The organism is Pseudomonas sp. PLB05 (genome assembly GCF_021106615.1).
Classification (GTDB): Bacteria; Pseudomonadota; Gammaproteobacteria; order Pseudomonadales; family Pseudomonadaceae; genus Chryseomonas; species Chryseomonas benzopyrenica.
Genome location: NZ_JAJOHO010000003.1, coordinates 590289 through 610554 on the forward strand (window position 1 = coordinate 590289; position 20266 = coordinate 610554).

17 protein-coding genes are annotated in these 20266 nt (G+C 65.6%); 10 read left to right on the forward strand and 7 right to left on the reverse strand.

The genetic code is table 11. The features are described from left to right. Nucleotides 1-82: 82 nt before the first annotated feature. From LRS53_RS15575 to xylB, 6 genes are all read left to right on the forward strand, one after another. Nucleotides 83-1408, forward strand: coding sequence for an ABC transporter substrate-binding protein (locus tag LRS53_RS15575; RefSeq protein WP_068385265.1), 1326 nt, complete (start codon nt 83-85; stop codon nt 1406-1408). Nucleotides 1409-1530: 122 nt separating this feature from the next. Then, nucleotides 1531-2463, forward strand: a complete 933-nt coding sequence (locus tag LRS53_RS15580) for a carbohydrate ABC transporter permease (RefSeq protein WP_231356505.1) — start codon at nt 1531-1533, stop codon at nt 2461-2463. A 10-nt stretch (nt 2464-2473) separates the two neighbouring features. Beyond that, nucleotides 2474-3307 carry a carbohydrate ABC transporter permease gene (locus tag LRS53_RS15585; protein WP_184291321.1) on the forward strand — a complete coding sequence of 278 codons (834 nt, stop codon included), beginning with the start codon at nt 2474-2476 and terminating at the stop codon, nt 3305-3307. A 157-nt stretch (nt 3308-3464) separates the two neighbouring features. Continuing rightward, the gene (locus tag LRS53_RS15590; protein ID WP_231356506.1) at nt 3465-4562 is read left to right on the forward strand and encodes an ABC transporter ATP-binding protein; all 1098 of its coding nucleotides are present in this window, start codon (nt 3465-3467) and stop codon (nt 4560-4562) included. Nucleotides 4563-4626: 64 nt separating this feature from the next. Next, nucleotides 4627-6102, forward strand: a complete 1476-nt coding sequence (locus tag LRS53_RS15595; RefSeq protein ID WP_231356507.1) for a mannitol dehydrogenase family protein — start codon at nt 4627-4629, stop codon at nt 6100-6102. 72 nt (nt 6103-6174) lie between these two features. After that, complete coding sequence (gene xylB / locus LRS53_RS15600; RefSeq protein WP_231356508.1) at nt 6175-7671, forward strand: xylulokinase; 1497 nt, start codon at nt 6175-6177, stop codon at nt 7669-7671. Between the two features lie 143 nt (nt 7672-7814). On the opposite strand, the gene ybaK is transcribed toward xylB, so the two are convergent. Continuing rightward, nucleotides 7815-8285, reverse strand: coding sequence for a Cys-tRNA(Pro) deacylase (gene ybaK / locus LRS53_RS15605; RefSeq protein WP_231356509.1), 471 nt, complete (start codon nt 8283-8285; stop codon nt 7815-7817). Then, nucleotides 8282-9346: a diguanylate cyclase gene (locus tag LRS53_RS15610; protein ID WP_231356510.1), complete on the reverse strand. Its 1065-nt coding sequence runs from the start codon at nt 9344-9346 to the stop codon at nt 8282-8284. The genes ybaK and LRS53_RS15610 overlap by 4 nt, the downstream gene beginning before the upstream one ends. A gap of 223 nt (nt 9347-9569) precedes the next feature. On the opposite strand from LRS53_RS15610, the gene LRS53_RS15615 reads away from it, so the two are divergent. Further along, a complete protein-coding gene (locus LRS53_RS15615; protein WP_231356511.1) occupies nt 9570-10007 on the forward strand; it encodes an HPF/RaiA family ribosome-associated protein in 438 nt (145 codons plus the stop codon). 82 nt (nt 10008-10089) lie between these two features. Next, complete coding sequence (locus tag LRS53_RS15620) at nt 10090-11148, forward strand: oxidoreductase (protein WP_184291331.1); 1059 nt, start codon at nt 10090-10092, stop codon at nt 11146-11148. On the opposite strand, the gene LRS53_RS15625 is transcribed toward LRS53_RS15620, so the two are convergent. Both LRS53_RS15625 and rlmKL read right to left on the reverse strand, forming a co-directional pair. Further along, nucleotides 11142-12176: an acyltransferase family protein gene (locus tag LRS53_RS15625; RefSeq protein WP_064306672.1), complete on the reverse strand. Its 1035-nt coding sequence runs from the start codon at nt 12174-12176 to the stop codon at nt 11142-11144. The genes LRS53_RS15620 and LRS53_RS15625 overlap by 7 nt on opposite strands. A 167-nt stretch (nt 12177-12343) precedes the next feature. Next, nucleotides 12344-14515, reverse strand: a complete 2172-nt coding sequence (rlmKL, locus tag LRS53_RS15630; protein WP_231356512.1) for a bifunctional 23S rRNA (guanine(2069)-N(7))-methyltransferase RlmK/23S rRNA (guanine(2445)-N(2))-methyltransferase RlmL — start codon at nt 14513-14515, stop codon at nt 12344-12346. A gap of 318 nt (nt 14516-14833) precedes the next feature. Here rlmKL and rmf point away from each other — a divergent pair, with 318 nt between their 5' ends. Beyond that, nucleotides 14834-15049, forward strand: coding sequence for a ribosome modulation factor (gene rmf, locus LRS53_RS15635; RefSeq protein WP_231356806.1), 216 nt, complete (start codon nt 14834-14836; stop codon nt 15047-15049). A gap of 120 nt (nt 15050-15169) precedes the next feature. Here rmf and LRS53_RS15640 read toward each other — a convergent pair whose 3' ends face one another. After that, nucleotides 15170-16189: a quinone-dependent dihydroorotate dehydrogenase gene (locus tag LRS53_RS15640; RefSeq protein WP_017638928.1), complete on the reverse strand. Its 1020-nt coding sequence runs from the start codon at nt 16187-16189 to the stop codon at nt 15170-15172. Nucleotides 16190-16374: 185 nt separating this feature from the next. On the opposite strand from LRS53_RS15640, the gene LRS53_RS15645 reads away from it, so the two are divergent. Then, nucleotides 16375-17250, forward strand: a complete 876-nt coding sequence (locus LRS53_RS15645; RefSeq protein ID WP_231356513.1) for a hypothetical protein — start codon at nt 16375-16377, stop codon at nt 17248-17250. Nucleotides 17251-17257: 7 nt separating this feature from the next. Here LRS53_RS15645 and LRS53_RS15650 read toward each other — a convergent pair whose 3' ends face one another. After that, nucleotides 17258-17827, reverse strand: coding sequence for a biliverdin-producing heme oxygenase (locus LRS53_RS15650; protein ID WP_026083593.1), 570 nt, complete (start codon nt 17825-17827; stop codon nt 17258-17260). Between the two features lie 27 nt (nt 17828-17854). Then, nucleotides 17855-20266, reverse strand: coding sequence for a response regulator (locus LRS53_RS15655; protein ID WP_231356514.1), 2412 nt, complete (start codon nt 20264-20266; stop codon nt 17855-17857).

Here is a 20266-nt window from a genome sequence, read left to right on the forward strand (position 1 = left end):
AAGGCCGCAATAGCCGGTCGCGTAGTGGGTTACAACAACAAGAAAAGCGTCTGCTGCATTGGCACGGGACGCGGAGTGCAAGATGAAAACCACACCAAAAGCGCTTTTATTGTCCGCTGTCACCCTCTCTGCAGGCCTGACCTTTTCACTGGCCCTTCAGGCCGCCGAAACGGTCACCATCGCTACCGTCAACAACAGTGACATGATCCGCATGCAGCGGCTGTCCAAGACCTTCGAAGAACAGCATCCCGACATCAAGCTCAACTGGGTGGTGCTCGAAGAAAACGTGCTGCGGCAGCGGCTGACCACCGACATCGCCACCCAGGGCGGTCAGTTCGACGTCCTCACCATCGGCATGTACGAGACCGGCCTCTGGGGCGCCCAGAACTGGCTGGAGCCCATGAAGGACCTGCCCGCCAACTATGACCTGGACGACCTCTTCCCGTCGGTTCGCGAAGGCCTGTCGGTCAAGGGCACCCTCTATGCGCTGCCCTTCTATGCCGAAAGCTCCATCACCTATTACCGCAAGGACCTGTTCCAGCAGGCCGGCCTGACCATGCCCGCCCAGCCCACCTGGACCCAGATCGCCGAGTTCGCCGGCAAGCTGCACCAGCCGGACAAGGACCAGTACGGTCTCTGCCTGAGAGGCAAGGCCGGCTGGGGCGAGAACATGGCCCTGGTCACCACCATGGCCAACGCCTTCGGCGCGCGCTGGTTCGATGAAAAGTGGCAACCGGAATTCACCGGTCCGGAATGGACCGCGGCGGCCAACTACTACGTCACCAACATGAAGAAGTACGGTCCGCCCGGCGCCTCCAGCAATGGCTTCAACGAAAACCTGGCGCTGTTCAACAGCGGCAAGTGCGCCATCTGGGTCGATGCCAGCGTCGCCGGCTCCTTCACCATGGACAAGAGCCAGAGCAAGGTCGCCGACAGCGTCGGCTTCGCCGGCTCGCCGCGCGAGGTCACCGACAAGGGCTCCTCCTGGCTGTACGCCTGGTCCCTCGGTATCCCAACCTCCTCCAAGCACAAGGATGCCGCCAAGACCTTCGTGACCTGGGCCACCTCCAAGGACTACGCCAAGCTGGTCGCGGACAAGGACGGCATCGCCAACGTGCCGCCGGGTACCCGCAAGTCCACCTACAGCCAGGCCTACATGGACGCTGCGCCCTTCGCCAAGGTCTCCCTGGACATGCTGCAGCACGCTGACCCGGCCCACCCTTCGGCCAAGCCGGTGCCCTATGTGGGCATCCAGTACGTGACCATTCCCGAGTTCCAGGCCATCGGCACCTCGGTGGGCAAGCTGTTCGCCGCGGCCCTTACCGGGCAGATGTCGGTCGAGCAGGCCCTGCAGGCGGCCCAGCAGTCCACCGCCCGGGAAATGAAGCGCGCCGGCTATCCCAAGTAGCGCTGGATACCGGGATCCGCCGCGCGCGGGTCCCGGCCTAGCGGCTTTCCCTGCCTGATCCGCCACTGGCCTCGCGAGACGCCAGTGCCTCGTCACGGCCTACTGCCTTGCGGAGCATCGCCATGCAGACCTCCACCCTCAAGACGCCTGCCGTCGAAACTCCTGCCGCACCCGCCCGGCGTCAACGCCGTCGTGCTAGTCCCGGCTGGTTCCTAATCAGTCCTTCGGTGGCCTTGCTGCTGGTGTGGATGCTGGTGCCGCTGGGCATGACCATCTGGTTTTCGCTGATCCGCTACAACCTGCTGTATCCCGGCGAGCATGGCTTCGTCGGCCTGGAGAATTTCGAATACTTCGTCACCGATGCCGGCTTCTGGCCCGGCATGAGCAACACCTTGCTGCTGGTGGGCAGCGTGTTGCTGATCAGCGTGGTCTTCGGCGTGCTGATTTCGGCGCTGCTGGAGGCCAGCGAGTTCCTTGGTCGCGGTATCGTCCGCGTCCTGCTGATCTCGCCCTTCTTCATCATGCCCACAGTCAGCGCCCTGATCTGGAAGAACCTGATCTTCCATCCGGTCTCCGGCATTCTCGCCGCGGTCTGGAAGCTGTTCGGCGCCACCCCGGTGGACTGGCTGGCCACCCATCCGCTGCTGTCGATCATCCTGATCGTCTCCTGGCAGTGGCTGCCCTTCGCCATTCTCATCCTGATGACCGCCATGCAGTCGCTGGACCAGGAGCAGAAGGAAGCGGCTCGCCTGGACGGCGCCGGTCCGCTCGCCATCTTCTGGCACCTGACCCTGCCGCACCTGGCGCGGCCCATCGCCGTGGTGGTGATGATCGAGACGATCTTCCTGCTGTCGGTGTTCGCCGAGATCTACACCACCACCAGTGGCGGTCCGGGCTTCGCCTCCACCAACCTCGCCTACCTGATCTACAACCAGGCCCTGCTGCAGTTCGACGTTGGCCTGGCCTCAGCCGGCGGCCTGATCGCCGTGCTCATCGCCAACATCGCCGCCATCATCCTGGTGCGGATGCTCGGCAAGAACCTGACCCAACAGTGAGGACCCTGACATGCTGACGCTCAAGCAATCCCGGCGCCTGCAGAGCCTGCTGCTGGGCCTGCTCGCCTGGCTGGTGGCCCTGGTGCTGTTCTTCCCGATCTTCTGGATGGTGCTGACCAGCTTCAAGACCGAGATCGACGCCTTCGCCACGCCGCCGCAGTTCTTCTTCATCCCCACCCTGGAGAACTACCTGACCATCCAGGCGCGTAGCGACTACTTCCACTTCGCGCTGAACTCGGTGGTGATCTCCTTTGGTGCCACCCTGCTCAGCCTGCTGTTGGCGCTACCGGCGGCCTACTCGATGGCCTTCCACGAGACCAAGCACACCCAGCGCCTGCTCTTGTGGATGCTCTCCACCAAGATGCTGCCGGCGGTCGGAGTGCTGGTACCCATCTACCTGCTGGCCAAGCAATTCGAACTGCTCGACAGCCGGCTGCTGCTGATCGCCGTCTACACCCTGATCAACCTGCCGATCGTGGTCTGGATGGTCTACACCTACTTCAAGGACATTCCCAAGGACATCCTCGAGGCCGCGCGCCTGGATGGCGCCACCACCTACCAGGAAATCGTCCGGGTGCTGCTGCCGATCGCCAAGGGCGGCATCGCCTCGACCATGCTGCTGTCGCTGATCCTGTGCTGGAACGAGGCCTTCTGGTCGCTCAACCTGACGTCGTCCAATGCCGCCCCCCTGACCGCGCTGATCGCCTCCTACTCCAGTCCCCAGGGACTGTTCTGGGCCAAGCTGTCGGCCGTCTCGACGCTGGCCTGTGCCCCCATCCTGATCTTTGGCTGGATCAGCCAGAAACAACTGGTGCGCGGCCTGTCCTTCGGCGCCGTGAAATGAGCCGTCGCTGCGCTACTGCGCTTGCCGATCCGGCGTCGGAAGCTCGCTCGAAATGCTCATTTACCCGCGTAAACTGCGCTTTCTCGCGACCTTCCTCCTTGTCTCGCCTTCGCTCGCGACGCGCAGCGACGGCTCAAATAACAAGAGGATTCCTGTCATGGCCAATCTGAAAATCCGCAGCCTGCGCAAGGGCTTCGACTCGCTGGAAATCATCAAGGGCGTCGACCTCGACATCAACGACCGTGAGTTCGTGGTCTTCGTCGGTCCCTCGGGTTGCGGCAAGTCCACCCTGCTGCGCCTCATCGCCGGTCTGGAAGAGGTCTCCAGCGGCACCCTGGAACTGGACGGGCGCGACATCACCGAGGTCTCGCCAGCCAAACGTGACCTGGCCATGGTGTTCCAGACCTACGCCCTCTATCCGCACATGAGCGTGCGCAAGAATCTGTCCTTCGCCCTGGACCTGGCCAAGATCGACAAGCAGGAAGTGGAGCGCAAGGTCACCGATGCCGCCCGCATCCTCGAACTGACACCCCTGCTGGAGCGCAAGCCGCGTCAGCTCTCCGGTGGCCAGCGCCAGCGGGTGGCCATCGGCCGCGCCATCGTCCGCCAGCCGAAGATCTTTCTGTTCGACGAACCCCTCTCCAACCTGGACGCCGCCCTGCGCGTGCAGATGCGCCTGGAACTGGCGCGCCTGCACCAGGAATTGCAGGCCACCATGATCTACGTGACCCACGACCAGGTGGAAGCCATGACCCTCGCGACCAAGGTGGTGGTGCTCAATGGCGGCCGCGTCGAACAGGTCGGTTCGCCCCTGGAGCTCTATCACCATCCGGCCAACCTCTTCGTCGCCGGCTTCCTGGGTACGCCGAAGATGGCGTTCTTCAAGGGCAAGGTGGTGGCCACCGACGCCCAGGGCGTGGAGGTGGAGCTGGCAGCCGGTCCGCGCCTGCACCTGCCACGCCGTGGTGACGACCTCGCGATCGGCAGCCCGGTGACCCTGGGCATTCGCCCGGAACACCTGCGCCTGGCCGCCGACGGCCAGCTGCCGGTGATCAGCGACGTGGCCGAACGCCTCGGCAGCGACACCTATTGCCACATGGTCACCGAGGCCGAGGAGCCGCTGACCGTGCGCGTGCCGGGTGACTGCGCCGTCGCCTACGGCGAACGCCAGCGCCTGGCCCTGGACGTGGACTTCTGTCACCTGTTCGACGAACAGGGCCGCGCCGTGGCGCCGCTGCTGCGCCAGGCCGCCTGATCTCCCCTTCTCTCCTGGTCATGGCCGACCATGACCAGGAGCGCCTTCTGCCAGGATCCCTCTCATGAAACTCAATCGCCAGAATCTCGACCAGCTTCCCGCATACATCGCCAAGCCCTCCTACGCCGCCTGCCAGCTGCGTCAGGGTATCGTCCACATCGGCGTCGGTGGCTTCCACCGCGCCCACCAGGCCATCTATACCGAAGCCCTGCTCAACCAGGGCCGCGACCTGGACTGGAGCATCTGCGGCGTCGGCCTGCGCGCCGAGGACCGCGCCATGCGTGACGCCCTGGCCGGACAGGACTACCTCTATACCCAGGTGGTGCTGGCCGACGAGCCGGACACCGAGGTCCGCGTCGTCGGCGCCATCAGCGGCATGCTGCTGGCCGAGGACGGCACCCAGACGCTGATCGACAAGCTGGCCCATCCCAGCACCCGTATCGTCTCCCTCACCATCACCGAGGGCGGCTACTGCATGGATGACAGCACTGGCGAATTCAACTTCAAACTGCCGTTGATCCAGCACGACCTGCAGCATCCCGGCGATCCGCGCAGCGTCTTCGGCTTCCTGCTGGCGGCCCTGGCCAAGCGCCGTGCCGAGGGCACCGGCCCCTTCACCGTGATGTCCTGCGACAACCTTCCGCACAATGGCCAGGTGACTCGCAAGGCCCTGCTGGCCTATGCCGGCCTGGTGGACGAAGAGCTGCACGGCTGGATCGCCGAGCACGTCAGCTTCCCCAACGCCATGGTCGATCGCATCACCCCCATGACCAGCACCGCCCATCGCGAGGCGCTGCTGGCCGAACACGGCGTCGAGGACGCCTGGCCGGTGGTCTGCGAGCCCTTCCTGCAGTGGGTGCTGGAAGACAATTTCGTCGCCGGTCGCCCGGCCTGGGAAGACGTCGGCGTCCAGTTCACCGACGACGTCACCCCCTACGAGGAGATGAAGATCAAGCTGCTCAACGGCAGCCACCTGGCGCTGACCTACCTGGGCTTCCTCAAGGGCTACCGCTTCGTCCACGAGACCATGGCCGACCCGCTGTTCGTGCGCTACATCCGCACCTACATGGACGAGGACGTGACCCCGCAGCTGGCCCCGGTACCCGGCATCGATCTCGACCAGTACAAGGACACCCTGATCGAGCGCTTCTCCAATCGTGCCATCGCCGACCAGCTGGAGCGCGTCTGCTCCGACGGCTCCTCGAAGTTTCCCAAGTTCACCGTACCGACCATCAACCGCCTGATCGAAGACGACCAGGCCATGGATCGCGCCGCGCTGGTGGTGGCCGCCTGGGCGGTCTATCTGCGTGGCGTGGACGAGACCGGGGCGACCTATCGCATCCCCGATCCGCGGGCCAACTACTGCGAGGAGCTGGTGCAGGATCAGAAGAACCTCACCGAGCGCCTGCTGGGCGCCGAGGAGATCTTCGGCAAGCACATCCCGAAATCCGCGGCCTTCGTTGCCGCCTTCGAGCGGCAGCTGTACAACTTGCGGACCCATGGGGTCAGCGCTACCTTGCAGACCCTGCTCGGCGACTAGCCTTGGCAAAACGCTGCCTAGGTAGCGTCGATGGTTCATACAAGCCCTAACAACAACAAGGAGCGGCCAGGCATGAAGTTTCTCGGGATCGACTGCGGCACCCAGGGCACCAAGGCGGTGATCCTGGATGTCGAGCGCGGCGTGGTACTGGGTGAAGGCAATGCGCCTCACCCCCTGACCGAGGGTGCCAATGGCCGCCGCGAGCAGAATCCGGCGGACTGGATCAGGGCGCTGGTAGCGGCCACCCGCGCCGCGCTGGCTCAGGCCGGCAGCGATGGCCAGGACATCCTCGGTGTCGGCGTCTCGGGCCAGCAGCACGGCCTGGTGCTGCTCGACGACAGCGGCAAGGTGCTGCGGCCGGCCAAGCTCTGGTGCGACACCGAATCCACCCCGGAAAACCAGCGTCTGCTGGAGCATCTCGGTGGCGCGGCAGGCTCCATCGAGCGCCTGGGCCTGGCCATCGCGCCGGGTTATACCGTCTCCAAGCTGCTCTGGACCAAGGAGCAGCATCCTGAGGTGTTCGACCAGATCGCCCAGGTACTGCTGCCCCACGACTACCTGAACTTCTGGCTGACCGGTAGCGCCGTGGCGGAATACGGCGATGCCTCGGGCACCGGCTATTTCAATGTGCGCACGCGCCAGTACGACCTGGAACTGCTGCGCCATATCGACCCCAGCGGTCGCCTGGAACGCGCCCTGCCGGAGCTGATCGAAGCCGACCAGCCGGTCGGGCGGCTGCGGCCGGAGGTCGCCAGCCAACTGGGCATCAATCCCCAGGCGCTGGTCTCCAGCGGCGGCGGCGACAACATGATGGGCGCCCTGGGCACCGGCAACAGCCGCGCCGGCCAGATCACCCTGAGCCTGGGTACCTCGGGCACCCTCTATGGCTATTCCGACGAACCCCGCATCAGCGAGCATCCCGCCGTGGCGGGTTTCTGCTCGTCCAACGGCGGTTGGCTGCCGCTGATCTGCACCATGAACCTGACCAATGCCAGTGGCCAGATCCGCGAGCTGCTCGGTCTGGATCTCGCCGACTTCACCCGGCTGGTGGCCGAATCACCCATCGGCGCCGAAGGGGTGCTGATGCTGCCCTTCCTCAATGGCGAACGGGTACCGGCACTGCCGACGGCGACCGCCAGCCTGCACGGCCTGACCGCCACCAACCTGACCCGCGCCAACCTGTGCCGGGCGGTGGTCGAAGGGGTCAGCTTCGCCCTGAGATACGGCTTCGACCTGCTGCGCGACCTGGGCATGCCCGGCGACACCCTGAGACTCATCGGCGGCGGCGCCAGGAGCCCGGTGTGGCGCCAACTGATCGCCGATCTGATGAACACCCCGGTGGTCTGCCCGGTCCACGGCGAAGCCGCAGCCCTGGGCGGCGCCCTGCAGGCGGCCTGGTGCTGGAGTCGCGAACAGGGCCGCGCGGAGTCGCTGGACAGCCTCACCGAACGCTGCGTGCACCTGGACCCGGCCAGCCGCGCCGAACCGGATCCCGCGCGGGTCGCCGAATACGAGGCGGCCTACCAGCGCTATCGGCAACAGCTGCGTGAGAGCTACGGAATAGCCTAGCGAGCGGAGGGGTGAAAAACGCTAGGCGGTTTTCACCCCATGGAGACTCAGCCGTAGGTTGGGCTGAGCACCGCGAAGCCCAATAAAACACAGCCGTACCTTTACATCGTTGGGCTTCGCTGCGCTCAGCACCAACCTACGTCTCAGGCCTTGCCGATCGGCACGAAGGGCGCATCCAGCAGCCGGGCGAGGTCCGTCGGTGCCAGGGCCACTTCCAGTCCGCGGCGCCCCGCACTGACATGGATGCTCGGCAGCTCCGCCGCGGACTCGTCGATGAAGGTGCGCAGCCGCTTCTTCTGCCCCAGCGGACTGATGCCACCCACCAGGTAACCAGTGCTGCGCTGGGCCTGGTCGGGCTTGGCCATCTCCAGCTTCTTCACCCCGGCCGCCTGGGCCAAGGCCTTGAGATCCAGGGTGCCGGCGACCGGCACGATGGCCACCAGCAATTCCTGTTTCTCGCTCGCCGCCAGCAGGGTCTTGAATACCGTTTCCGGCGCCAATCCGAGCTTTTCCGCGGCCTCCAGGCCGTAGGAGGCCGCCTTGGGGTCATGGTGGTAGCTCAGCACCTCGTGGGGCACCTGGCTCTTCTTGAGCAACGCTATCGCCGGGGTCATGCCAGCACTCCTTGGGGATCGGCCACCTCCGCCCGTCCGCGCCCCTGGGCCTTGGCCCGGTAGAGCGCGAAGTCGGCCGCCTGCAGCCAGTGGGCGACGTCATCGTAGGCCCGGTCGAAACCAGCGACGCCGCAGCTCATGCCGACCCGCACGTTCTGGCGCTCGCCGGGGCTGCCCGCCTGCATCTCGTGGAGGCGCTCCTGCAGGCGGCGAATCAGATCCAGGGCTCGCTCGGGCGAGGTGTCGGGCAAGAGGATACCGAATTCATCGCCGCCAAAACGACCGGCGAGGTCACTGGTGCGGATGGTCCGGGCCAGCAGACCGGAAAACTGGCGCAGCATCTCGTCACCGGCCTGGTGGCCGAAGCGATCGTTGACCAGCTTGAAGTTGTCCAGGTCGATCATCACCAGGCTGGCCTCGGCGCCACTGCGCTTGCAGCGGGCGAACTCACGCTGCAGCAGCTGATCCCAGTGCGTTCTGTTGTGCAGACCGGTCATGCCGTCCTGCTTGCTGATCAGCTCCAGCTCCTGCTTGCGCCGTGACAGCTGCCGCGCCAGGCGAAAGCTCACCAGACCCAGGGCCCAGGGATAGGCGATGATCATCGGCAGGCAGGCATAGATCTGCGCGGTGGAGGTTTCGACGGCGACCGGATGGCGCAGCGCCACGAGGCCGACCAGGATGCCCAGCAGCTGTGCGAGCAGCCCTCGGCGCCAGAACCCCAGGCCGCCGGCGCCGAGCATGTTCATACCGGTCATGGCGAGCAAGGTTACGCTGGGCAGGAGATTGAAGCCCATGCTCGCTGTCCAGAAGCCGGCCGAGCCGCAGTCCAGCAGCAGATTGCCCAGCTCGACGCGGTAGGGATCGCGAGCGCGGACGGCGCGCCAATAGGCCAGCGGCGACCAGAGCAGCGCATTGGCCAGCAGCAGGATCCACAGCCCCAGGGACACCGGCTGGGTGATCTGCACCGAGACGATGCAACTCAGGCTGAGCAGCAGACCGACCGCGCGGGGCAACCAGAGCCGCCGGGCGAAACCGCGGCCACGCGTGAGCACATCTGGCATTGACGATCCCCACTGCGACGGACGATGAAAGGTCGCGCATTATCAGTGGATAAGGGCAAAACGCCAGCGACCCGCGACCTCAGCGTCGCTTTCCAAACGTTGCGACAAGCCTCAACACTGCCAGAAGGAAACATCGGGTGACACGCGCTCCGGACGAACAGCCTTGAACCTCGGCCTGACCGGCCTCATCCAATGGTCAGGCCCGTCAAAAAGAGGAAGCCGCATGCAAGTCCAAGTGAACAGTGACCACAACATCGAAGGCAGTGCCGGTTTGCAGAATTGGGTGGCGTCCGTGGTGGAAGACCGCCTGGATCGCTTCGACGAACTCCTGACCCGCGTCGAGGTGCATCTCAACGACGAAAACGCTGGCAAGTCTGGCGCCCAGGACAAGCGCTGCCAGATGGAAGCGCGCATCAAGGGCCATCAACCCCTTTCGGTCACCCACAAGGCCGAATCCCTCGACCTGGCAGTAGATGGCGCGGCGGACAAGCTGCTGCGAGCCATTACCCATCTGTCCGGCAAACTGGAAAAGAAGCGCCTCTCCAGTGGCGAACTCAATGACCCCCTTGCCCTGGAGGACTCCGAGGAGTTCAAGGATTCCTTGCGGCAGGATGAATTCCTTGAACGGGAGCAACTAGCTCACGATCACGAGTTGAAGTAAGGCAACCTCGCGCTTCAGCCTACAACCGGGGCCGCTCATCGAGCGGCCCCGGTCTTTTCCACCCCGGTAAAAAGGATGCTCCATGCCCTCCCCCTTTCGCGTCGCCCTGATCGGCTACGGCTTCGTCGGTCAGACCTTCCACGGCCCGCTGCTGCGTTCCATCCCCGGCCTCACCCTGGAACTGGTGGCCTCGCGGGACGCTGAGCGGGTGCACGCCGATCTGCCCGAGGTACGGGTGACTGCGGATTACCTGGCGGCCGTGCAGGATCCGGCCATCGACCTGGTGGTGATCGCCTCGCCCAACCAGACCCATGCGCCCCTCGCCAGCGCCGCCCTGGCCGCCGGCAAGCACGTGGTGGTCGATAAACCCTTTACCGTCACCCTCGCCGAAGCCCGACAACTGGCCGCCGAAGCCGAACAGGCCGGGCGGTTGCTGTCGGTGTTCCAGAATCGCCGTTGGGACAGTGATTTTCTCGGACTGCAGGAGGTGCTGGCCAGCGGCGCCCTGGGCGAACTGACCAGCCTGGAATCGCGCATCGAACGCTTTCGCCCCGAGGTGCGCACGCGTTGGCGCGAAGCGGCGCTGCCCGGCAGCGGTCTCTGGTTCGATCTTGGCCCCCATCTGCTGGATCAGGCGCTCTGTCTGTTCGGTCTGCCCGAGCGCCTGCAGGCGCAGCTGGTGCGGCAGCGCGCCGGCGCCCTCACCGATGACTGGTTCCAGGTGCAACTGGACTACGGCGCCCGCCAGGTGACCCTGAGAGCCGGGATGCTGGCTGCTGGCGGTGTGCCGCGCTTTCTCGCCCAGGGTACCGCGGGCAGCTGGATCAAGCAGGGAGCGGATCGCCAGGAAGACGCGCTCAAGGCCGGCGTGCGCCCCGGTGGTCCGGACTGGGGCCAGGATCCTGATTCTGGCTGGCTCATCACGGGCGATGGCGAACGCCAGGCGTTGCCGACGCCAGCGGGAGATCACCGCCGCTACTACCTTGCCCTGGTCGAGGCTCTTGCCGGGCGCGCCGCCAATCCCGTCCCTCCCGCCCAGGCCTGCGCCCTCATGGCCCTGCTGGAAGCAGCGCAGCGTTCCTCGGCGGAAGGTCGGGCGCTAGTGCCCGAGCTCACGGCTGCCGAACGCGTTTCCTACTGACCCGCCACCCACTGCGGACGCCGTCCCGCCAGGCGTTCGCCCAACTGGCGCAGGGTGCGCGAGAGACGACGCTCGATCCACTCGTAGCTGCCCCAGGCTAGCAGCAGGATCACCGGCAGGCAGACCGCCAGGGTCTGGTAGGGGCTCAGCCCCCACTGCTGGTGCAGCCAGTAGTCGCCCAACCAGAGCACGATGACGTGCACCAGGTAGACCGAATAGGACCAGTCCCCCAGTGCCTTGCACAGGCGTGAGCCGGCGAACCAGGGTTCGAGGATCACGCAGGCGCCCACCAGGACCGCGCTGGGCACGCCCCAAGTCAGCAGCCGCCAGGGATGGTCCGCCGGAAAGGCCACCAGACAGACCAGTGCCGCCAGAGCAGCCGTCAGGGCCAGCGGCTTGGAGCCGCGCAGGGCGCCACGCCGATAGAGCGCCGCCAGGCTCACGCCCAGCAGGAACTCGAAGATGATCGGATTGCGATAGAAACTGCTGACGAAGGACTCGCGGGCCAGCACCAGGCTGACCAGGATCACCAGCAGACTGACCACGCCGATGCGCCAGCGCTCGGCCACGCCAAAGGACAGGGCGAACAGCAGGTAGAACAGCATCTCGAAGTTGAGCGTCCAGCCCACCGGCAGGATCGGGTAGTGGCCGAAGCCCGCCGGATTCTCGCTGGGAATGAAGAACAGCGAGAGCAGCAGTTCCCGTGCAGCGATCCCGTAGACCGGCATCACGTCGCTGGCCAGATAGAGGATCAGCGCCGTCACCGCGGTGTACAGCCAATAGGCCGGGACGATACGGGCGATGCGGTGCCAGAGGAAGGTGCTGCGCCTGAGCGATCGGCCGGCGGTGGACAGGTAGATCACGAAGCCGCTGAGCACGAAGAAGATATCGACCCCGACCTGTCCCCGGGTGGAGAGCAGATGGCCGCCGAGGCTGTCGGCGTGGAAGTCGAAGAACACCTGCATGAAGTGATGAAAGACCACCAGCCAGGCGGCCAGGGCCCTGAGAGCCTGCAGTGAAACCAGCATTGTAGAACCTTTCCCTCCTCGTCCCGCCAGGCACGACCCAGCGCCGCGCCGTCATTGTGGACGGCATGGGCAGGTCGGGTGTTCCCGGGAAAAGGCGGGATTGCGCCGGATCACAGGCTGAACGGATCGATGCTCGAACCGTTCAGCGGCAGTTCAGGCGGCTGGTCTCATTGCAGGCTGAGACGCCAGGCGCGGTGGATCTTGGGATTGCGCGCGAAATCCGGATCCAGGGTGCTGGCGCTGATCTCCTCAACGCGATAACGCTCGGCGAGGCCTGCGTCCAACTCGAACTTGCGGAAGTTGTTGGAGAAGTACAGCACGCCATTGCGACTCAGGTGGGCCATGGCCGAATCGATCAGGGCGACGTGATCGCGCTGGACGTCGAACACTCCTTCCAGACGCTTGGAATTGGAGAAGGTCGGCGGATCGACGAAGATCAGATCGTATTCGCCGCGATCGTTCTCCAGCCAGTGCAAGACATCGCCCTGCTCCAGGCGGTGTCGCTCGGAAAAGCCGTTGAGCGCCAGGTTACGCCGGGCCCAGTCCAGGTAGGTCCGCGAGAGATCGACGCTGGTGGTGCTGCGCGCTCCGCCCACCGCGGCCTGCACCGTGGCGGCACCGGTGTAGCAGAACAGGTTGAGGAAGCGCTTGCCCTGGGCTTCCTGGCGCAGGCGCAAACGCAGCGGGCGATGATCCAGGAACAGACCGGTATCCAGGTAGTCGGTGAGATTCACCAGCAGCTTGGCACCCGCCTCCTCCACCTGCAGGAATTCACCCTGGGCCGCCTGACGCTCGTATTGCTTGGTGCCGCTCTGCCGCTCGCGCCGCTTGACCACCACCAGCGCCGGATCGATGTTCAGGGCCTGGGGAATGGCGGCCAGGGCATCGAGCAGGCGCGCCTGGGCCTTGTCCGGATCGATGGAACGGGGCGGTGCATATTCCTGCACGTGCACCCGATCGCCATAGAGGTCCACGGCCACCGCGTACTCGGGCATGTCGGCGTCATAGAGGCGATAGCACTGCACGCCCTGGTTGCGCGCCCACTTGCCGAGCTGCTTGAGATTCTTCTGCAGGCGATTGGCGAACATCTGCCTGCCTTCGCTGAGCTTGGCCGGTTCCGCCGCCTGATCGATGGCCGAGCGCTCGCCGCTGCGGCTGCCGGTGACGAACTGGCGGGTCTCCACCTCGAACATCAGCAGCTTGCAGGGCAAGGCGCCGTTCCAGAAGGCGTATTGCTTGTGACTGCGGATCCCCATGCGCTTGCCCAGTTCGGGCGCACCGGTAAAGACCCCCGCGCGCCAGCCCAGGCAGGCCTGGCGCAACCGCTCGCCGAGATTCTGGTAGAGATACAGCAGACTGGCTTCATCGCCCAGTCGCTCGCCATAGGGCGGGTTGCAGATCACCAGGCCGGTCTGGCCCTTGTCGGGCCGCGGCTCGAAGCTGGCCACCTCGCCCTGGTAGACCTTGATCCACTCGGACAGACCGGCGCGCTCGATGTTGTTGCGCGCCGGCTGGATCAGTCGGGGATCGGCTTCGTAGCCGCGGATCCAGGCCGGTGTCTTGGCCAGACCAGCCGCCGCCCGCGCTTCAGCTTCCTGATGCAGCTGCTGCCAGAGCGCGGGCACATGGCCCAGCCAGGCGGAAAAGCCCCAGCGCTCGCGGCGCAGGTTGGGCGCGATGTCCGCCGCCATCAGCCCGGCCTCGACCAGGAAGGTACCCACCCCGCACATGGGGTCGGCCAAGGCCCCGCCCGCCGCGGCCAGGGCCGGCCAGCCGGCACGGATCAGCACCGCGGCCGCCAGGTTTTCCTTGAGCGGCGCCGCCCCCTGCTGCAGGCGATAGCCGCGCTGGTGCAGGCTCTGGCCGGAGAGATCCAGCGACAGGATCGCCTGGCCCCGCTCCAGGTGCAGATGGACGCGCAGGTCCGGGGCGACCTTGTCGACCGTGGGTCGTTGCCCGGTGCGCTCGCGCAGGCGGTCGACGATGGCGTCCTTGACCTTGAGGGCGCCGAAATGGGTGTTGTCGATGCCCGCGCCCTGGCCGCTGAAGCCCACCGCCAGGGTGCCGTTGGGCGCCAGGTGCTCTTCCCACTCCACGCCATGCACACCCAGGTACAGCCCCTGGGGGTCCTCCACCGGGAAGCGGGCCAGCACCAGCAGCACCCGGTTGGCCAGGCGCGACCAGAGGCACAGGCGGTAGGCGTCCGCGAGACTCGCCTCGCCGCGCACCGCCGCGGTCTGGCTACGGGCTTCCTGCAGGCCGAGGCCCTGGGCCTCTTCCAGCAGCAGGGTCTCGAGCCCCTTGGGACAGGTGAGGATGAGTTGTTGCATCGCGGACATCGTTGAATCCATAGGTTAGCGAGAGGAGCTTCTCTGCCTTTGGTCGGATTGACCGGTAAGGACAGCCCCTCCCGTGAAAGTTTGACTGCGTCTCAACAAGCCGCAGTGACGGCATTCCAGCGGCGGTTTATCGCCATTTCATTTCGATTTGATTACGTCTTATAGCTAAAAGGTCGTTCCCAGCCAGGGTCTCATTGGTTAGTAATTGACCACCCGCAGCGCGAAGGTGCGGGGCGGATGTCAGGACGCCGGCTCTGGCATCCAGGCCTGCAACGGGCCATGGACAATCTGCAAGTCAACCTACGAGGGCACTACCCTATGAGAAGACTCAAGCGTGATCCAATGGAACGAGCTTTCCAGCGTGGTTATCAGCACGGCATTGTGGGCAAATCGCGGGACCTCTGCCCCTTCACCCAGGACGCCGTCCGGCAGGCCTGGCTCAATGGCTGGCGTGAGGGCCGTAGCGACCAATGGGACGGCTACATAGGCACCGCTGGTCTTCAACGCGTGAATCAACTTCAAGCCGCAGGCTAATTCGATTTCACTAGCGGAAACCCGAGGGCTTCCACCAGCGTTCTGGTTTTGTTCCAGTCAGATCCCTTCCCAGGATCAGGGACCCGGTCCCACGGGGGCTCCCAGCGAGCCCCCTATCCCTCAGCGGCGTGCTGCCGCGATCGCGTCCACGGCTTCGCGGATCAACGCCGGTCCGCGATAGATGAAGCCGCTGTAGAGCTGCACCAGACTGGCCCCTGCGGCGATCTTTTCCGCCGCATCTTCCCCCGACAGGATCCCGCCCGCCGCGATGATCGGCAGCCGGCCACCCAGTTCGCCCGCCAAGACCCGTACCACATGGGTGCTCTTTTCCCGCACCGGAGCGCCCGACAGGCCACCAGCCTCGGCGGCATAGGGCAGATTCTCCACCCCCTCGCGCCCCAGGGTGGTGTTGGTGGCGATGATGGCGTCCATCCCGGCATCGCGGATCGCCTGGGCGGTCAGCACGATTTCCTCATCGGTCATGTCCGGGGCGATCTTGATGGCGATGGGCACCCGCCGGCCATGCTGGACCGCCAGGTCTTCCTGGCGCTGGCGCAGGGCCTCCAGCAGGCTCTTGAGCGCATCGCCGAATTGCAGGCTGCGCAGGCCGGGCGTGTTGGGCGAGCTCACGTTCACCGTGATGTAGCTGGCATGGGCATAGACCCGGTCCAGGCCGATCAGGTAGTCGTCCACCGCCCGCTCCACCGGGGTACTGGCGTTCTTGCCGATGTTGATCCCCAACACACCCTGGAAGCGCGCCGCCTTGACCCGCTCGATCAAGGCGTCGACACCCGCATTATTGAAACCCATACGGTTGATGATGGCGTCGGCCTGTTCGAGACGGAACAACCGCGGCTTGGGATTGCCCGGCTGCGGCCGTGGCGTCACGGTGCCGATCTCGACGAAGCCGAAACCCAGGCCGGCGAAGCCATCGATGGCGGCGCCGTTCTTGTCGAGTCCGGCGGCCAAGCCCACCGGATTGGGAAACTCCAGACCCATGACCTGGACCGGCAGCCGACCCGGCCGCCGTCCGAGACCGGTCAGGCCCAGACGACCGGCGGCACCGATCAGATCCAGCGCCAGATCGTGCGATCCTTCGGGAGACATTTTGAAAAGCAGAGGACGGAGCGCGTCGTACATGGCGGACTCACAGGCAATTCGGAAAGCGCGCATTATACAGGCTTGCCAGCGGCCATACGTCGCTCGCGCCGGACTCGAACGGTCACTCGCACAAAAGATCCTACCTTTCAGGAATCATTTGACGATAGCGCGGTCTTTGCCACGCTAGAATCGGCCGTGCAGTTCCTATCCGCCCCGGAGATCCCATGAGCAACAGTGCCAACCTCCTGGGCAGCCCCTGGTCTTCATTGGCCTTGCATCTGCATCCTTCCCTGGCCAGCCGCCGCATCCAGCGCTGCCTGGAGCGGCTGGCCGACGCCTTCGTCCCCTTGCCCGCGCCAACCGACAGCCTTTGGTGGGACGAAGGCCATCCGTTGCATCTGCTCCTCGGCCTGCCACGCGCCGCCCTGTCCGGCCCGACCCAGGAGATCAAGAGCCGGGCCCATGCCCTACTGAGTCAACTGGTGGTGGCTGAAACCGTTCAGGTCGCCGCCCTCGACCTGCGCGCCATCGATGGACTCTGCCAGCGTCTAGGCGACAGCACACCCGCGACAGTGGTGCAGCTGGAGGAGCTGGCCGCCCTGCCCGCGGCGCGCGAGCAGGTGCGGATCATCGGCTATCGGGATTTTCAGGCGGCGCTCTATCGCACCCTGCCGAATCTATCCGCGGAACAGACTCTGCGTCTGCGCCAGGCCAGCTGGCGGGGTACTCGGCTATTCCTGGAAAACGACCCAGCCACCACGCTCGCCTTTGCCAGCATCATCGCCTATGCCCGGATTCGCGGCATCGCTGTGGAGGTGCCGGCGCAGATCCAGCATCTGCGCCTTGACCCGGCGGCCATCGACCGCCTGCAAGAGGCCTTTGCCCTCTACGCCCTGCCCAACGCGGTCTGGAATCACCCGGACTTCATCCAGGTGCTGCTGGGGCTGAAGCTCGACTATGCGCGCCTGCCGCTGCCCGCACCGGGCCAGGATCTGGAATGGCTGCTGCTGCCCAACGAGGTGGCGAGCACCCGGGTCCTCGCCGAGATTCTCGAACGCCTGGGCGCGGCCGAGGTGATCGGCTACCTGCAGGCGCTCTAGCGATCGCTCAGCAGGCGATGACCGCAGGCGCGTGACGCTGCCCCGCCGCCAGGAAGACCTCGAAGGCCAGCCGCTGGCCGGCCAGCATCGCCGGGTGCAGACGCGCATCGCGGCCGGCCTCGTCCAGGCGCTGCAGAAATCCCGGCCAGGCGCCCTGGGGGGGTACGTGGCCCAGATAGGCCCGGGCATCGCGTACCGCCTCATCGGGACTCTCGCCAGCATGGCGATCCAGCAACCGCGATCCCAACCGAGATCCCTCCAGCACATAGGCCACCCCCCAGCACTCACCCTCATCGAGCAGACGCTCGAGGGCGACAGGTTCGGGCGGGGCGGCGGCCAATTGCTGCAGATCTTCCCCCAGCACTTCGGTACGGCGACGCTCGGCCCAATCGGGCAGCAGACGCTGGATGCCGGAGCGCTCCAGGAGCGCTTCGAGGCCGATCAGCGCCTGGGCATGGGCCTGCAGAAAGGCGGTGTAATGGGGCCGGGTCTGCAGTGCATAGCGGCCGAAGGTCGCATCGACCTGCTCGTGCAGGGCACCGCCCTCGGCGCGCAACATTTCACGGATGGTGGACACGCAAATACCTCATGGTGACGGCGGCCTTCAGAGGGGCGAAGGCTGGGGCTTCTCGCCGCGCAGGGCTGCCTGCAGCCGTGCTGCCAGGTCCGCTTCGCGAAAGGGCTTGGGTACGATGAATGATTGTTCCGGATCGAGCTCGCCCAGTTCGGCGTAGCCGGTGATGAAGACCACCGGCAACCGTGGCAGCCGCTTGCGCACCTGGCGGGCCAGTTCGGCACCGTTCATGCCGGGCATGGCGAAGTCCGCCAGCAACAGATCGATCTGCGGATCACGCTCCAGCGCGCTCAAGGCCGCGAAGCCGTTGCTGGCTTCCACCACCTGATAGCCGAGATCGGCCAACAGGGCGGCGGTCACGTTGCGTACCGCGTGATCGTCGTCGACCAGTAGAATGCGGCGTTCGGCGGCCTGTTCGTCACGATCCATGGCGGGCAGCCCGATCGGATCCAGGGCATCCTCCGCCTCGGTACGTGGCAGATAGACCAGCACCGTGGTACCGCTGCCCATCTGCGTCTCGATGCGCACACCGCCACCGGACTGCTTGGCGAAGCCGAACACCTGGGCCAGGCCCAGACCGGAGCCCTTGCCCACCTCCTTGGTAGTGAAGAAGGGTTCGAAGGCCTTGGCCAGCACCTCTTCGCTCATGCCGGTGCCGGAATCCTGCACCGCCAGCAGCACGTACTCACCGGGTTCGGGTTCTTCGGGACGCTGGGGCGGCTCGCTGATGGTCTGGTTGGAGGTGCTCAGGCGCAGGGTACCGCCGACCGCCATGGCATCCCGGGCATTGATCGCCAGGTTGAGGATGATGAGCTCGATCTGGGTCGGATCGACCAGCGCATGCCAGCAATCGGCGCGCAAATGGGTCTCGATCCAGACACTGCCACCCATGGTGCTGCGCAGCAGTTCGAGCATGCCCTCGACGGTTTCGTTGAGCTTGACCGGCTTGGGCGCCAGGCGCTGGCGGCGGGAGAAGGCCAGCAGCTGAGCGGTGAGCTTGGCGCCCCGCTCGCCCGCTTCGCGGATGTTCTGCACCCGCCCCTGGGTCTTGTCGCTGGCCGCCAGACGCGTCAGGTCGCGCTCGAGGAAGCTGGCGCTGCTGAGCACCACGGTGAGCAGATTGTTGAAGTCGTGGGCCACGCCCGCGGTGAGCTGGCCTACGGCCTCCAGCCGCTGCATCTGCTGCAGGGTCGCCTCCACCCGCTCGCGCTCGTCGATCTGCTCGCGCAATTGGCGATTCGCCGCGGCCAGCTCTTCCATCGCCAGGACTTCCGAGGAGATGTCGCGACCCGAGCAATAGGTCATGCCCGCATCCGGTACCGCCGTCCAGGAAATCCAGCGATAGCTGCCGTCGCGGTGACGGATACGATTGACGAAGCGCTGGCTGGTCGCGCCATTGGCCAGCTGCTTGAGTTCGTTGTCGGTGATGAAGCGCTCGTCGGGATGCACCAGCGTCAGCAGCGAGGAATCGAGCAGCTCCACGCGGGACCAGCCGAGATTCTCTTCCCAGGCCGGGTTGAGCGCCACCAGGGTGCCATCCGGCTTGCACACCAGCAGCAGATCGCGGGTGAGATCCCAGGTCCGATCACGCTCGCGGGTACGTTCTTCGACGCGTTCGCCGAGACTGACGTTGAGCCGCTCGAGCTTTTCCGCGGCATCGCGCTGCTGGGTGATGTCGAGCATCACCCCCAGGAAGCGGGTGCAGACGCCGCTTTCGAAAAAGGGCTGGCCACGGGTCTCGACCCAGCGCTGGGCGCCGTTGTCCAGACAGATGCGGTACTCGCTGCGGTAGTCGTCGTCGCGCTCGTCGGCACCCGCCTGGCGGACCGTGTCGAGAAAGCGTTCGAGGCCGTCGCTGCCGCACAGCCGCGCGAACACCTCGAGATCGACCACCGCATCGGCTGGCAGGCCGAACATGGCCTTGCAGCGTTCGTCCCAGACCAGGGTACGGCTGGCGGGCAGGTATTCCCACATGCCCAGTCGCGAGGCATCCATGGCCAGGCGCGATCTGACCTCGAGACTGTGCAGGGCTTCTTCGGCCCGACGCCGCTCGCGGCGCTCGTGCACCACCAGCAGCGCGCGCTCGACGGCCTTGGCCAAGAGCTCCATGCTCTGCTTGAGCACATAGTCGTTGGCACCCAGGCGCATCATTTCCACGGCGTGCACTTCACCGAAGATGCCCGAGACGAAGATGAAGGGCGTTTCCGGAGCCAGCGCCCGCGCCACCCGCAAGGCCTCGGCACCCGAAAAGCCTGGCAGGATGATGTCGGAGAGGATGATGTCGTAGGTCTGCTGGCTCAAGGCCAGGGTGAGACCGGTACGCTCATAGACAATCTTGGATTGCAGCTCGAATCCATGTCTTTCCAGCTCGATCAGAATCAGCTCGGCATCGAGCTTGCTGTCTTCTACCAGCAGGATCTTGATCTGTTTCGAGAGAGGCAT

Excerpts from the sequence above, each read along its gene's own strand:
- LRS53_RS15575 (WP_068385265.1), top strand. The coding sequence starts at position 83 with ATGAAAACCACACCAAAAGCGCTTTTATTGTCCGCTGTCACCCTCTCT.
- LRS53_RS15580 (WP_231356505.1), top strand. The coding sequence starts at position 1,531 with ATGCAGACCTCCACCCTCAAGACGCCTGCCGTCGAAACTCCTGCCGCA.
- LRS53_RS15585 (WP_184291321.1), top strand. The coding sequence starts at position 2,474 with ATGCTGACGCTCAAGCAATCCCGGCGCCTGCAGAGCCTGCTGCTGGGC.
- LRS53_RS15590 (WP_231356506.1), top strand. The coding sequence starts at position 3,465 with ATGGCCAATCTGAAAATCCGCAGCCTGCGCAAGGGCTTCGACTCGCTG.
- LRS53_RS15595 (WP_231356507.1), top strand. The coding sequence starts at position 4,627 with ATGAAACTCAATCGCCAGAATCTCGACCAGCTTCCCGCATACATCGCC.
- xylB (WP_231356508.1), top strand. The coding sequence starts at position 6,175 with ATGAAGTTTCTCGGGATCGACTGCGGCACCCAGGGCACCAAGGCGGTG.
- ybaK (WP_231356509.1), bottom strand. The coding sequence starts at position 8,285 with ATGACCCCGGCGATAGCGTTGCTCAAGAAGAGCCAGGTGCCCCACGAG.
- LRS53_RS15610 (WP_231356510.1), bottom strand. The coding sequence starts at position 9,346 with ATGCCAGATGTGCTCACGCGTGGCCGCGGTTTCGCCCGGCGGCTCTGG.
- LRS53_RS15615 (WP_231356511.1), top strand. The coding sequence starts at position 9,570 with ATGCAAGTCCAAGTGAACAGTGACCACAACATCGAAGGCAGTGCCGGT.
- LRS53_RS15620 (WP_184291331.1), top strand. The coding sequence starts at position 10,090 with ATGCCCTCCCCCTTTCGCGTCGCCCTGATCGGCTACGGCTTCGTCGGT.
- LRS53_RS15625 (WP_064306672.1), bottom strand. The coding sequence starts at position 12,176 with ATGCTGGTTTCACTGCAGGCTCTCAGGGCCCTGGCCGCCTGGCTGGTG.
- rlmKL (WP_231356512.1), bottom strand. The coding sequence starts at position 14,515 with ATGTCCGCGATGCAACAACTCATCCTCACCTGTCCCAAGGGGCTCGAG.
- rmf (WP_231356806.1), top strand. The coding sequence starts at position 14,834 with ATGAGAAGACTCAAGCGTGATCCAATGGAACGAGCTTTCCAGCGTGGT.
- LRS53_RS15640 (WP_017638928.1), bottom strand. The coding sequence starts at position 16,189 with ATGTACGACGCGCTCCGTCCTCTGCTTTTCAAAATGTCTCCCGAAGGA.
- LRS53_RS15645 (WP_231356513.1), top strand. The coding sequence starts at position 16,375 with ATGAGCAACAGTGCCAACCTCCTGGGCAGCCCCTGGTCTTCATTGGCC.
- LRS53_RS15655 (WP_231356514.1), bottom strand. The coding sequence starts at position 20,266 with ATGCCTCTCTCGAAACAGATCAAGATCCTGCTGGTAGAAGACAGCAAG.